Origin of the sequence: Paenibacillus cellulosilyticus, assembly GCF_003182255.1 — a bacterium.
GTDB classification, from domain to species: domain Bacteria; phylum Bacillota; class Bacilli; order Paenibacillales; family Paenibacillaceae; genus Paenibacillus_T; species Paenibacillus_T cellulosilyticus.
Window position 1 is genome coordinate 369,328 of sequence record NZ_QGTQ01000002.1, and the last position, 14,084, is coordinate 383,411.

The window sequence follows — 14,084 nt, forward strand, 5'->3', positions numbered from 1 at the left end:
GCTCGGGCAAGTTTGGAGCGATAAATCGCCTCTATCAGGCAATTGAATTCATACGGATCCATTAGGAGCGATATTTCGCTCCTATCCAAACAAGCCGGCACCTAAGAGACTATTAGGAGCGATAAATCGCCCCTATCTCAGCAACCTTGCAGCTCCGGATCCTATAGGAGCGATAAATCGCCTCTATTCCAGCATCTGAGCTCCAAGAGGATCCAGAATGCGATACACGAAAAACAGCCCTGGACCCTGCAATCAGAGTCCAAGGCTGCTCTATAAGAGCCGTTTATTGCGCCGTGTAGCCGCCGTCAACCGTAAGCGTGTTGCCCGTCATGAAAGTAGAATCATCGGAAGCCATGAACAGAACGGCTTTCGCCATCTCTTCAGCTTGTCCAAGACGTTTCATTGGCGTGAGCGAAGCAAGCACTTGTTTGCTTTCCTCTGGAATGATCGGCGTATCGATGAAGCCTGGGCAGAGCGCGTTAACACGAATATTGTTCTCCGCATATTCCAGTGCAAGCGAACGAGTCAGGTTGATGACGCCGCCTTTGGCCGCATTGTAAGCAGCCGAACCCGGTGATCCGACCCAGCCGTACATCGATGCCGTATTGACGATCGAACCGCCGCCTGCTTTGAGCATTTCGCGGATCGCTTCGCGTGCCACGAGGAATACGCCGTCGAGGTCAACGTTGACCGTGTTGCGCCATTCCGAATATTCGAGATCATGCGAGGCGTGTACGCGGCCGATACCTGCGTTATTGAACACGACATCCACTTTGCCGAACGTTTCAATCGTTTGTTTGAAAACACCTGCAACTTCTTCTTCGCTCGTAATGTTTGCTTTTACGAACAACGCCTCGGCATTTTGCGATTTCAGCTCTTGCTCGAACGCTTTGCCTTTCTCTTCATTCAAATCAACGAGAACGACCTTCGCGCCTTCCTGTACGAAGAGTCGTGCTGTAGCAGCACCGATACCAGATGCGCCACCCGTAATGACTGCGACTTTGCCTTGAAGTTTGCCCATTGTAAATTCCTCCAGTACAATATTTTGAATAGCACGTTTATCGATCTGATATTGTGCTAATTTGTTCACAATTCAATTGTACTCTTCTGACCATCATTAACAATCATCAGCCTTGTTCGCAATGTCTATCTAGTAGACACTTCGAGCAATAATGTCTTTTTCGGAGGATTTTTTACGATGATCGACGAACTTCATTCTACAAGCACGCGGCGCAATCGAACCAAAGAGCATTTCAAATTGGCCCTCATTAAGCTCATCAAAGAGAAAGGTTATCACGCGATATCGGTCAAAGATATCGTAGACGCCGCAGCTTACAATCGCAGCACCTTCTATGTGCATTACCAGGATAAAATCGATCTAGCCGAAGAGCTGCTCAAGACGATGCTTGAAGGCTTAGAAGCTTCCGTAGGCGTTCCCTACGAGCACGGCCAGACCGTCTATACGTCAAAGCTGAATGCTCCATCCTTCAATATCGTCGCCTATATTTATGAGCACCGCGATTTCTTCGAGCTGATCAAATATGACGACACGCTGCCGGGATTGCACACGGAGCTGCCTCGGACGATCCAGAACATCTATAATGAGCAGTTCGTGTTCGAGACGATCAACAATATGCCCGTCAACATGGATTACTTCAAGCAATATACCGCCTACGGCTTCTACGGGCTGATCATCAATTGGATCCGGGAAGACTTCAAAGAATCGCAGGAGGCATTCATCCAAGCGGTAATCGATCTAACCCGAACGCATATGCACTCCTTTAAATTTGTAGGGAACAAGATTCGTTCAGAAGGAGGAACCACTTAATCATGAAACGCTACTACCTTACCGATCTAGACGGTACGCTGCTCCAATCCAATGCCCTACTATCCGACTATACGGTTCATACGCTGACAACAGCATTGGAGCAAGGTGCCGTCATCAGCTACGCAACGGCGCGCAGCTATCGGAGCTCGAAGACCGTTACATCGCGGATCGATTGGCGATATCCGGTCGTCTTGTACAATGGCAGCATGCTGCTTGATCCAACAACGGGCAAGGTGCTGGGCGGACATTGGCTCGATACGACTGTCTCGAATGAAGTGATCGAGCTGGGCCGTTCGATGAACGTAACGCCGTTCCTGTTCGCACTCGATGAGAATGACAATGAACGCGTGCTGCACGAGAGGCTGTCGCGTTATGGCGACACCGAATTTTTCGCCAGCCGTCCAGGCGATCCGCGCTTCGCAGAGGTCGAGCATCTAACCTGTCCTCCCTCCTATCGAACGATGATCGTCACCTATATCGGACGGCGAGAGGAGCTTGAGCCGCTGTTCCGTGCAATTGCTGACCGTTATGGACCTGCTGTTCATCTGCATTTCATGCTGGACAACTATATTAAAGATCATTACTTCCTCGAAATCTCGCATCCTCTCGCGAATAAGGAACATGGTCTGAACTTGTGGTGCGAGCAGGTCGGATGCCGGCCAGAGGATGTCACGGTATTCGGCGACAACTTGAACGACATCGGCATGTTTAAACGAGCGGGGCGTCGGCTCGCTGTCTCAAGTGCCCACCCCGAACTGAAGCTGATGGCAACAGAAGTAATCGGCAGCAACGATGAGAACGGTGTTGCACGGGTTATCGAGGCAGATTTGCGAGGCGGCAGCGAGCAGCACTAGCGGATGAGGTGCATATGTACTCAGTCACAGTCATTTTCATAGTTTCATATATGCAAAAAAGGGGCGAAAGAAATGGCAGAGCTTCGAGCGATTATTTTCGACTTAGACGAGACGCTGGCTGATCGGACGAGCACGCGAGACCGGTTCGTCAAGGTGTGGATCGAGCAATATTGGGCTGGCCGGGATCATGATCCAGAGCAGCTTCACTCCGTATTTTGCCGCCTCGATAACAACGGTTATCGGGCGAAAGACGAGCTGTACCACCTGCTCGTGGAGGAATTGACCTGGACCGATCCGCCGACAGAAGCGGAGCATACCGCGTTCTGGCAGGAGCATTTTCCCAAGCTGACGGAACCGATGGACAACCTGCATAACACCCTCGATTACTTCCACCGCCAAGGGCTGAAGATCGGTCTTATTACGAACGGCAGGGAACATGTACAGCGTGCAAAAATCGATACCCTCGCAATCGGACGATACTTTGATGCTGCGTACATTTCCGAAGCGGTTGGCGTGAAGAAGCCGAATGGCGCTATTTTCAACCAATGCCTGCATGCGCTTGAGGTTGCTCCTGAGGAAGCGTGGTACGTTGGCGACCATCCGATAAACGACGTTCGAGGCTCTGCTGAAGCTGGAATTACGCCGATCTGGCTGTCACAAGGGAAGGAATGGAAGGAAGAGCATGTGGTCAAGCCCGCGCATACCGTCCAATCGCTGCATGACCTGATCCAACTGTATGAATCGTTGCATGGATAATCAATGAATATAGAGGAGGAGCTCTTACCTATGCGCTATTACATCGTAACAGGATCTTCTAAAGGAATTGGTTCGGAGCTGGCCCTTCAGCTTCTTGGCCCTGAGCATCATGTCATTGGAATATCCCGCACCCCAAACGATTCGTTATCTGCATACGCGAGCCAACATGGCCATCGGTACGACTGGCTTCCATTCGATCTTACTCGATCCGAGCAAATCGGAACGCTTGCCGAACAGCTTCTCGTCATCATCGACCGGCTTAGCGCCGAATCGATCACCTTGATCAACAATGCAGCGACGCTTACCCCACTCGACACCATCGACCACCTCAACTGTGCGCAGCTGTCGCATGCCCTTCATCTCAATCTCATGACACCAATGATGCTGACCAGCACATTGATTCAACTGACGAATGGTTATCCAATCGAACGATTAATCATCAATATTTCATCTGGTTCGGGCAGTTATCCCGCTCCAGGCATGAGTGTGTACTGCTCTGCGAAGGCAGCCCTAAACATGTTCAGCCAGTGCATACAAGCAGAGAGCGCCATCCACGGACGGCTCCGCTGCGTGTCTGTTGATCCAGGCATGGTCGATACGGCGATGCAGGAGGTCGCAAGAAGTGACGCCCATGACCATCCGATGCGAGGCTTCTTCACCCATGCGGAACAGAATCATCAGCTTCGAAGCCCACAGTACGTAGCGCAGCGGATCTTATCCGATGTTATATTCTCCAACTCTGGCAGCCATCATATCGTTATTGATTAATGCTCAATCATCTACACCACGGGGAGGAATTGCACGATGACAACCATTACATACTCGACAACGAACATCGTAAGCGCCGAGCAGCTGTCCCTGCTATTCGAGCATGCAGGCATGAAGCGCCCTATCCACGATTTGCCTCGTCTTCAGAAGATGTTGGACAATGCGGATATTACGGTATCCGCTTGGGACGGCGACCGGCTCGTCGGCATCGCCCGTGCCATAACCGACTACGCATACTGCTGCTACCTATCGGATCTAGCAGTCGACGACGACTATCAGAAGAATGGCATTGGATCGAAGCTGGTAGATGAGGTGCGCCAAGTCATTGGCGAGCAGTGCTCCCTCATTCTGATCTCGGCCCCTGGGGCGATGGATTACTATCCGAAGATCGGCTTCACGCTGTCGGACAAAGCTTATGTGATTCCACGAGTCAAATAGTGGTGATAGATAGCATAGAGTGCTAACGCGGGCCATCCGCGGATTCAACTTCGCACTATGAGGGGTTGTTCAAAAAGTTCGCTTTTGATCACGAAGCATCACAGGAAGTGTATTCGACATCGAATCTTGCATGCAGCAGAGACTTCCGGTTCTCACGTAGCACAACACTTACGCTCCGATCCTCATTCCCTGCTTCATCCAACCTTCTTGGTGCTGAAAACCGAACTTTTTGATCACGCACTATAAGGGAGCGGCATCTATGCAAAATTTCGCTATTCAGCTCATCCGGTTCGGCTGGAATCAAGCGTTGTCGTGTTTGTTCGCCGTTGTCATCTTCGCCTCGATGGCGCTGACGCATTTCGTGGACATTCCACTCATTCCAAGGTACGATTTCCTGCTGCTTGTCTGTGTCCTCATGCAGTGGATTCTCATCCGGACGAAGCTGGAGACGATCGACGAGCTGAAGGTTATTATCGTGTTCCACTTGATTGGTCTCGCGCTGGAGCTGTATAAGGTACATATCGGATCATGGTCCTATCCGGCGGAAGGCTGGCTCAAAATCGGCGGCGTTCCGATCTACAGCGGCTTCATGTATGCGAGTGTGGCAAGCTACGTATGTCAAGCTTGGCGCCGGTTTAAGCTTACGATCTCGGGCTGGCCGCCTCCGTTGGTGTCGATCGCGTTGTCCGCGGCGATCTATTTGAATTTTTTCACCAACCATTACATCTACGATTTCCGCTATCTATTGATGCTCGCACTTCTGCCTGTATTCGGCCGGGCGGTTGTCCGTTTCACCGTTGGCGCGCGCACCTATGCGATGCCGATGATCGTCTCTTATCTGCTCATCGGCTTCTTCATCTGGATCGCCGAGAACATCTCCACCTACTTCAAGGTGTGGAAGTATCCGAATCAGGAAGTCGCCTGGCATGTCGTCCATTGGGGCAAAATCGGCTCTTGGTTTCTGCTCATCATTATTTCGGTCATCATTGTCGTTGAGCTGAAGCGCCTCAAGGAAACACTGAGCGGTACTAAACGTTCGGATGTGATCAGCTAAATCATATCGGGAAAACTAGGACTGGGGCGGCTCGCCCGGTCCTATTGTATCTTCCGCGCAAGCGCTGTTTATCATTTGGTGATAGTTAGAGGTTTGTGCTAAAATCATCCTAAAAGTCGGCCGTCGCACCGTTCGGAATTGATCTCGAATTTCCTACCATTTAAGGAGGCTGGCTATTATGAAAGATTGGATCAACAAAGCCGTTTCACTTGGTCTTGGAGCAGCGATTGCAACCAAGGAGCAGGCAGAGAAGTTCGTCGACGAGCTCGTCAAGAAGGGCGAGGTCAATCAATCGGAGTCAAAGCAGCTGGTTGATGATCTCATCCGCAAGGGGCAGGAATTGCAGGCGTCCATCGACGCCCGTATCAAATCGTACGTACGCAGTGCGCTGCAGGATGCGAATCTGACGACACGGGATGAATATGTATCGCTGAAGGAGCGGATCACCGAGCTTGAGCGCCGGGTAGAAGCGCTGGAATCTGCTTCCTCATCTCCGTCTGAATCCACTGATCCAGAGCCTGCTGCGCCTCCAACCTACGAATGATTGGCATTAACCGCCGCATCCGGCATCTGCAGCGATATCGAGATATTGCGAAGGCATTCGTCCGTAATGGCTTCGGCTTTCTAGTGAAGGAGCTTGGTCTGGCCGATCGTTTCCCGATCTCCTCATTCCGTTCCGAGGAAGATCGGGAGCACAAAGGGAAAACAACAGGCGAACGCATTCGCCTGTTCCTGGAGGAGCTTGGCCCGACCTTCGTCAAATTCGGCCAGATCGCCAGCACGCGACCAGACCTGCTCCCGGCAGACATTATCGCTGAGCTCGTCAAGCTGCAGGACAGCGTCCCTCCCATTCCATACCACGAGGCTGCCGCTGTGCTGGAAGCCGAGCTTGGCGCACCTGTCGAAGAGCTGTTCGCTCGTTTCGATCAGACGCCGGTGGCGGCAGCCTCCATCGGTCAGGTGCATTTGGCGCGCCTGCCCGATGGCCGTGCCGTCGCCGTGAAGATTCAGCGCCCCAACATTCAAGAGCAGATCGAAACCGATCTCGAAATACTCGACAATCTATCTCGTATCGCCGAGCATCGGATGGAGTGGGCTGCTAATTATCAGCTTCGCGAGCGTATCTCTGAGCTATCCCAATCACTGCGAGCAGAGCTTGATTACACGATCGAAGGACGTAACGCGGAACGGATGGCCAAAGCATTCGAGCGAGACCATTCCATCCATATCCCAACGATTTATTGGGACTATTCCAGCCGTCGCGTACTAACGATGGAGCTCATTAACGGCTACAAAATTACAGATAACGAGGCGCTAAGCGAGCTCGGCATTACGCCAAAACGTATTGCAGAGCGCATTACGCATGCGATGTTTCATCAGATATTCGAGGAAGGGCTGTTCCACGCCGATCCGCATCCCGGCAATCTGCTTATCGAGCATAACGGTGTGATCGGCATGATTGATTTTGGCATGGTCGGCCGGATGACGCCATCGATGAAGACGAACTTCGGCTCGCTCATTATCGCCATGCGGCGCAACAGCACGAGCGGCATCATTCGCGCGATTGAGGCACTTGGCGTGCTGCCCGCGGATATCGACATGCGCAAGCTGCGAGACGACATCGATCTGCTTCGGGACAAATATTACGACGTCCCGCTCAGCCGCGTCAGTCTTGGCGAATCAGTAAGCGATCTGTTCACTGTTGCCTATAACCATCGAATTCGCATTCCGTCGGACTTCATGCTGCTGGGCAAAACGCTGCTGACACTCGAAGGCGTCGTGTCATCGCTGGACCCTGAATTCAGCATCATTAGCGTCGCAGAACCATTCGGGCGCCGATTGTTCCTGGACCGGATTAACCCTCGCTCATTCGCCGAGAACGCCTTCCAGCAAGTAAGCGACTATGCCGACCTGCTGGCAGATCTTCCGGAGACGCTGCGCGACGCATCAAGCGTTGTGCGCAAAGGAAAGCTCCGGACCGAAATGTCGATACCGGAGCTTGAAACGTTACTGCGCAAAATTGATCGAGTCGGCAACCGCCTCTCGTTCAGTATTGTGCTGCTGTCGTTCAGCATTATTATGGTCGGGCTCATTATCGGCTCGTCGCTTGGACGCCAATCGTCGATCATCTGGCATTTCCCCGTTATCGAGATCGGCTTCGGCATCGCAGCCTTTATGTTCCTGTTCCTGCTAACGGCTATATTCCGCTCGGGTCGATTCTGACGATGAGAGCACCATCGCCCTTATCCGATTCCGATCACTTGTTAATCTTCCTCGTCATCCTTCAACGCTTTGCGGCGAACGACGCTCGGCCGGCGCAGCATGCCGTAGAGCAGCGCTGCTGCAGGCGCAGCCAGTGCCTGCAGCGGATTGCCGTGAACGGCAAGCGCGATGCCGCCCGGCAGCCACATCAGCAGCGTGCAGACGATATACGCCATCCGATCGACGGTTGCCAGCGAATCGATACGCCGTTGTGCCGGGAGCGGATACAGATGCCCCCATACCGCATATTTATGCGAATGCCGCAGCGATCCGAGCTGCAGGCCGATAATACCCGCCACAAGTACGAACACGATCGTCGATCCCCATCCATCGAGCCACGCCGCATCGCCAAGCCAGTACAGGACAAGCATTCCCAGCAGCGTCAGCCGGATGAGCATGCCGCCGAGCTCCGTCCGCAGCAGCGTCATCGTGTACAAATACACATACGTTTCTCGCTGTGCAAACTTAATCGCTCTGCCAATCCAAGCGGCGTACGACCTTCTCGCAATGCGAGGCGCCTGTGTAGGCACATCGATGAACAACGCGAGAAACCGATAGTATCGGCGGCGCGTTCTTATCTCTTCCCGAATAAGCGTCTCCCATGGCAGCGCGTGCTTTCTCGGCAGCCGATAGATGACAGCCATGAGTGCCGCTGCGAGCAGCCCGAATAAAATCGCCTTCCAAGGTTCAAGCCGGAATAGCGCAGCCAGTGTTACACCCGTCAGCACCCACCGAAGGAAACGCAGAAAACGTCTTGCTCCAGGTTCAGCCGTTCTGCGCTCCTGCCAAGCACCTGCAATATTCCCTGCTTTCAATGCTGCGAGCGCAAGGAGAAGCACCGCTGCATTCGCCGTTCCTTCCCCATGCTCGTACATCGGCCAATACGCCAGCAGCGAGAACCAGACGCCGATCAAAGTCGGAATGCCCGTATAGCGGAATGAACGCCGCAAATACTGATGCATCTCCAGCTCCCGCGGCAGCAAGAAGACCGTATCGGCAGGCTGCAGCCATGTACGCAGCGGACTCCAGCAGGTGAATCCAATCACGAGCGCAACCCCGAATAAGGTTACTGGAAAATGAGCCGGCAAATCACGCACAAGCGCTGCATATCCGACCGTGGCCAAGATGAGCATCAGCATCATGACACCGGGGAACCCGCTCTGCGCCATATAGCCAACATAAGGCTTCAGCTCACCGCGGAACGCCGCTGCACGAGACGACCATAGCTGATCTGGCTCGAATCGATTGACATAAGGCTGATTCATCCGTTGTTGTTCGCGCTGCGAGCTGCCGACGGTCGATCGCTGCGTCCTATCGGCCATCGCTCATCCCTCCGCCGCCTGCCGTCTCCGATACGAGCCGGAAGAACGCTTCATCGAGCGTTCCGCTTGTCATGCCAGCCGCTTGAAGCACATCCCGGAGTTTGCCTTGCGCGGCGATGCGGCCATGATGCAGCACAATATACCGATCACAGTACGTCTCGACCGTGGATAGGATGTGCGAGCTCATCAGCACCGCCGCCCCCGCTTTCTTCACCTCAACGAGGCGGTCCAGCAGGGAGCGAATTCCGAGCGGGTCCAAGCCGAGGAAGGGCTCGTCAATAATGAATAAAGGCGGATCCGCCATCAGCGCGTTCATGATCATAACCTTCTGCTTCATCCCTTTGGACAGATGCTCAGCGAACGCGCCGCGCTTTGGCCGCATATGGAATTCATCCAACAGCTGCTCCAGTCGGCCATCGAATGCACTGGCTTCAACCCCGTAAGCCATTCCCGTCAGACGGAGATGCTCATCCACCGTCAACTCGTCGAACAGCACAGGCGACTCCGGCACATAGGCAATGGAGCCACGATATCGCTGTGGGTCAGCATCAAGCTTCGCGCCATTCACCTTCACCTCGCCTGCATGAGGCTGCATAAGGCCAAGGATATGTTTAATAGCTGTACTTTTACCCGCTCCGTTCAGACCAATGAGTCCAACGATCTCACCGGGACGAACATCGAAGGTGAGGTTATGCAGCACCGGCCGTCTCGGGCTGTAGCCGCCAATCAGGTCAGTTACTTCCAGCGCGGGGCCATGCCCTGTGCGATCTGCATGCTTCGTATCCTGGTTCATCCGATCTCCCCCAATCTATTGTTCTCATTATACCTGAAAATAGGGAGCAAACGGAAACTCGCAGCGTTCGTTAACGTGTTATCTTGTTTTGCTGAATTTCATGCTCCTCGACGTAATTACGATAGTTATTGCCATTGTAATAAGCGATAATATCCTCATTAATTTCCGGGTATAGCTGGATGGAATGTAAGTCCGATATCGGGATCCATTTTACCCCAATTTGCTGAGAGTCCGGACTTTCAGGGAGAAAGGCACGGAGTCGTATCTTTTCCATATCGCATCACCATCCAACTTTGTATTTTTCATTATTTTACCATTATCTCGCGTCTTATTAGGAGTCTTGCACCAATCCTTTATGTATTACCAACGTTGTATTGCATTTTCCACCATGCGGTGCGATGATGAATAAAACCTTGATTGATCACTCAAGGACATAAAACAACCGCTTTAGAGGTAGGTAAAAAAGGAGCTTGATCGAAATGAGTAACGATTTGAAGTTTAACAACGACTGGCGTTTCTCGCTTCATCCTGTTAACACGAAGCTGGACGTAATTACCGCTGGCGGCTTCGAGTGGGAGCAGGTCACTTTGCCTCATGATTGGCTTATCTACGACGCGAACAACCTATACGCGAATGGGGACGGCTGGTACAACAAAACGTTCGTGCTGGACGCGATCAACCCGTTCCAGAAGCTGACGCTTCGTTTTGAAGGCGTATACATGAACTCGAACTACTATATTAACGGGCAATTCGCAGGAACGTGGAAATATGGCTATTCGACCTTCGAGATCGACATAACCCCCTTCCTTACGCAGGGCACGAATGAAATCCACGTTCAAGTGACGCATGAATCGCCGAACTCCAGATGGTATTCGGGAGCAGGCATCTACCGCTCGGTGTGGCTCAAAACATACGAAGACCACCACATCGCAACGGATGGCGTGTACATTAGCGCAGTGAAGCAAGAGAACGACTGGACCGTAGACGTCAGCACGGAAACGGTGTTCCCGGAGCGGCTTAACCCTAACGCTTCGATTAAATTGCGGCATCGCATGCTCGACGCATCCGGCTCCCTTGTCCATGAGGAAGAAACGACTGTTCAGACTGAAGCTGGTACGACCATACATACCGATTGCAGCTTTGCTTATCCAAGTCCTAGCGTGTGGGATATCGATAACCCGTATGTGTACAAGCTGCAAACCGATCTGATCGTTGATGGAACTGTCGTCGATACTCAGCTTCACAGCTTCGGCTTCCGGACGTTTGGCTTCGACAGCCAACAGGGCTTCTTCCTGAACGGCCGCCATCTGAAGCTGAACGGCGTCTGCCAGCACCACGATCTTGGCTGCCTAGGCGCTGCGGTTAACCGTGCGGCACTTCGAAGACAGATTGTGCTGCTGCAGGAAATGGGCGTGAATGCGATCCGTACGGCGCATAACATGCCTGCTGTCGAGCTGATGGAATTAGCCGATGAGATGGGCGTGCTCATCGTATCGGAAGCGTTCGATATGTGGGAGCGGAAGAAGACGACTTACGATTACGCGCGTTTCTATCCGGAATGGTGGAAGAAGGACATTGCGAGCTGGGTGCGCCGCGACCGCAACCATCCGAGCATGCTCATGTGGAGCATCGGCAACGAAATCTACGATACGCACGCAGATGAGCGCGGGCAGACATTGACGCGGGAACTGATGGATGAAGTGCTCATTCACGATCCACGCGGCAATGCGGTCGTTACGATTGGCTCCAACTATATGCCATGGGCGAATGCCCAGCATTGCGCGGACATCGTGAAGTTCGCCGGCTACAACTATGGTGAAAAATATTACGAGCTCCACCACGAGCAGCATCCCGATTGGATCATCTACGGCAGTGAAACATGCTCGACGGTGCAAAGCCGCGGCATCTACCACTTCCCGCTTGCGCAATCGATGCTGGCCGATGACGATGAGCAATGCTCCTCGCTTGGCAACAGCTCGACGAGCTGGGGTGCAAGAAGCACGGAGGCCTGCATCATCTCGGACCGGGATGCAGCGTTCTCGCTCGGCCAGTTCCTGTGGACAGGCTTCGACTATATCGGAGAGCCAACGCCATATCATACGAAGAACTCTTATTTCGGACAGCTCGACACAGCCGGCTTCAAGAAGGATGCCTTCTACGTCTATCAGTCGGAATGGACCGATTACAAGAGCAGACCAATGGTTCATATTTTCCCATATTGGGACTTCTCCGAGGGCCAACTGATCGACGTCCGCGTCTGCTCCAATGCGCCAAAGATCGAATTGTTCTTCAATGATGAATCGCAAGGAACGTTCGATATCGATCATAAGCATGGCAAGAAGCTCGTTGGCGACTGGCAGATTCCATATGCCAAAGGCGTACTGCGTGCCGTTGCTTATGATGAGAACGGGACGCCAGTCGCAACCGATATTCAATCGTCGTTCGGCGATGCTGCCTCCATTGCACTGTCGGCAGATAAGACGACTTTGACTGCAGACGGCTCCGATCTTGTATTCATCGAGATCTCGGCGTTGGATGTAGACGGTATTCCGGTGCAAAATGCAAACAACCGTATTCACGTTACAGTAGAAGGCGCCGGCCGTCTGCTCGGACTCGACAACGGCGACAGCACCGACTACGACCAGTACAAGGGCAGCAACCGCCGACTGTTCAGCGGCAAGCTGCTTGCAGTCGTTGCGAGTACACGCGAGAGCGGAACGATTACAGTCCGTGCGGAAGCGAAAGGCTTGATTCCTCAAGTCGTTACATTAGAAGCGGCCGCTCCGGATTACGCAGCGAATGCAAGCGAAGAGCCTTCGCTCTACTCCTACGCTTCGGCACATGCCGACGCAGGTGTTCGTGGTCACGTATCGCTGGAGGAGGACGAAGTACCCGTTCGCAAGCTGGAGATCGTTTGTCCGCAAGGCAATCAATTGTCGTCGGACAATCGTACCCTGCCTCTGCAAGTCGTAATCCATCCGAGCAATGCGACTTATCCAGACGTGCAGTGGCGGATTACGAATGCAGGCGGTATCGACTGCAGCTTCGCGACGCTTGCCGTTGACGGACATCATGCGGTCATCTCGGCGCTTGGTGATGGTGACTTCTATGTTCGCTGCGGAACAGCCAATGGCGCCGATTCGACTCGTCAGTACTCGTTGATGCAATTCGCGATCAGCGGTCTCGGACAAGCGTTCATGAATCCATATGAATTCGTCTCCGCTGGTTATTGCAGCTCGGCCAGCCGAAACCTGACGAACGGCAATGAGCGTGGCATGGCTACGTCACGGGATGAAGAGAGCTGGATTTGCTTCGAGAACATTGACTTCGGCGGCTACGGCTCAGACGAAGTGACACTGCCGATTTTCTCGCTCGACAGCGAGAAGTTTACGATCGATCTGTGGAACGGCATCCCGGGTCAGACGAATGCTGAGCTTCTGACACAGTTTACGTATCAGAAGCCAACTCACTGGAATGTGTATCAGGAAGAAACGTATCAGCTGCCAAGAAGATTGAGCGGCGTCCGCACGCTGACGTTCGTGCTGAAGCGCAAAATCCACCTTAAAGGATTCCAGTTCACACGTGCGGAGAAAGCTTTCGCGCGTCTAGCCGCGCTGGACAACAATCATATTTACGGGGATACGTTCACACTGACCGACAACTCGATCAACAACATCGGCAATAACGTGTCGCTCGTATTCGAGGATATGGACTTCGGCGACAAGGGCAGCACGAAGCTGACGATCTGCGGCCGTTCGCCTATCGACAACAACACGATCCACATCATGTTCGCTGGCGAGCAAGGCGAATCGAAGCAGCTCGTTGAATTCGGCTACTCCGAAGACAGCTGCGAGCGAGAGTACGTGCTGGAACGTATTACAGGAAAACAAACGGTGACGTTCGTGTTCCTGCCGGGCAGCCAGTTTGACTTCAACTATTTTCAGTTTCAATAGATTTCTACCCACCCGGATTCTACCCATCTAAATCCTCCCTGCTAGGGAGGACCCCA

Annotated in this window: 12 protein-coding genes; 9 read left to right on the top strand and 3 right to left on the bottom strand. The window is 52.9% G+C overall.

Annotated features, from left to right (window positions below; translation table 11 throughout):
* Positions 1 to 283: 283 nt before the first annotated feature.
* Complete coding sequence (locus tag DFQ01_RS04190) at positions 284 to 1,021, bottom strand: SDR family NAD(P)-dependent oxidoreductase (RefSeq protein ID WP_110042619.1); 738 nt, start codon at positions 1,019 to 1,021, stop codon at positions 284 to 286.
* Between the two features lie 177 nt (positions 1,022 to 1,198).
* Between DFQ01_RS04190 and DFQ01_RS04195 the strand changes: the two genes are divergently transcribed.
* The 8 genes from DFQ01_RS04195 to DFQ01_RS04230 all read left to right on the top strand — a co-directional run bounded on the left by DFQ01_RS04195 (position 1,199) and on the right by DFQ01_RS04230 (position 7,921).
* A complete protein-coding gene (locus DFQ01_RS04195) occupies positions 1,199 to 1,828 on the top strand; it encodes a TetR/AcrR family transcriptional regulator (protein WP_110042620.1) in 630 nt (209 codons plus the stop codon).
* A 2-nt stretch (positions 1,829 to 1,830) separates the two neighbouring features.
* Positions 1,831 to 2,682, top strand: a complete 852-nt coding sequence (locus tag DFQ01_RS04200; RefSeq protein ID WP_110042621.1) for an HAD hydrolase family protein — start codon at positions 1,831 to 1,833, stop codon at positions 2,680 to 2,682.
* 72 nt (positions 2,683 to 2,754) lie between these two features.
* Complete coding sequence (locus tag DFQ01_RS04205) at positions 2,755 to 3,438, top strand: HAD family hydrolase (protein ID WP_110042622.1); 684 nt, start codon at positions 2,755 to 2,757, stop codon at positions 3,436 to 3,438.
* Between the two features lie 30 nt (positions 3,439 to 3,468).
* On the top strand, positions 3,469 to 4,206 hold the full coding sequence (locus DFQ01_RS04210) for an SDR family NAD(P)-dependent oxidoreductase (protein ID WP_174812559.1): 738 nt from the start codon (positions 3,469 to 3,471) through the stop codon (positions 4,204 to 4,206).
* Between the two features lie 36 nt (positions 4,207 to 4,242).
* A complete protein-coding gene (locus DFQ01_RS04215; protein ID WP_110042624.1) occupies positions 4,243 to 4,644 on the top strand; it encodes a GNAT family N-acetyltransferase in 402 nt (133 codons plus the stop codon).
* Between the two features lie 259 nt (positions 4,645 to 4,903).
* Positions 4,904 to 5,698, top strand: a complete 795-nt coding sequence (locus tag DFQ01_RS04220; RefSeq protein WP_110042625.1) for a DUF817 domain-containing protein — start codon at positions 4,904 to 4,906, stop codon at positions 5,696 to 5,698.
* 178 nt (positions 5,699 to 5,876) lie between these two features.
* Positions 5,877 to 6,242, top strand: a complete 366-nt coding sequence (locus DFQ01_RS04225) for a phasin family protein (RefSeq protein WP_217490343.1) — start codon at positions 5,877 to 5,879, stop codon at positions 6,240 to 6,242.
* Complete coding sequence (locus DFQ01_RS04230; RefSeq protein WP_110042626.1) at positions 6,239 to 7,921, top strand: ABC1 kinase family protein; 1,683 nt, start codon at positions 6,239 to 6,241, stop codon at positions 7,919 to 7,921. Before DFQ01_RS04225 ends, DFQ01_RS04230 begins: the two co-directional genes overlap by 4 nt.
* A 41-nt stretch (positions 7,922 to 7,962) precedes the next feature.
* Here the strand turns inward: DFQ01_RS04230 and DFQ01_RS04235 are convergent, their stop codons facing one another.
* Together DFQ01_RS04235 and DFQ01_RS04240 are read right to left on the bottom strand one after the other, a co-directional pair.
* On the bottom strand, positions 7,963 to 9,282 hold the full coding sequence (locus DFQ01_RS04235) for an ABC transporter permease (protein WP_110042627.1): 1,320 nt from the start codon (positions 9,280 to 9,282) through the stop codon (positions 7,963 to 7,965).
* Entirely contained in the window at positions 9,272 to 10,075 is an 804-nt protein-coding gene (locus DFQ01_RS04240) for an ABC transporter ATP-binding protein (protein ID WP_110042628.1), read from the bottom strand. The genes DFQ01_RS04235 and DFQ01_RS04240 overlap by 11 nt, the downstream gene beginning before the upstream one ends.
* A gap of 479 nt (positions 10,076 to 10,554) precedes the next feature.
* On the opposite strand from DFQ01_RS04240, the gene DFQ01_RS04250 reads away from it, so the two are divergent.
* A complete protein-coding gene (locus DFQ01_RS04250) occupies positions 10,555 to 14,028 on the top strand; it encodes a glycoside hydrolase family 2 TIM barrel-domain containing protein (RefSeq protein WP_110042630.1) in 3,474 nt (1,157 codons plus the stop codon).
* Positions 14,029 to 14,084 lie beyond the last annotated feature (56 nt).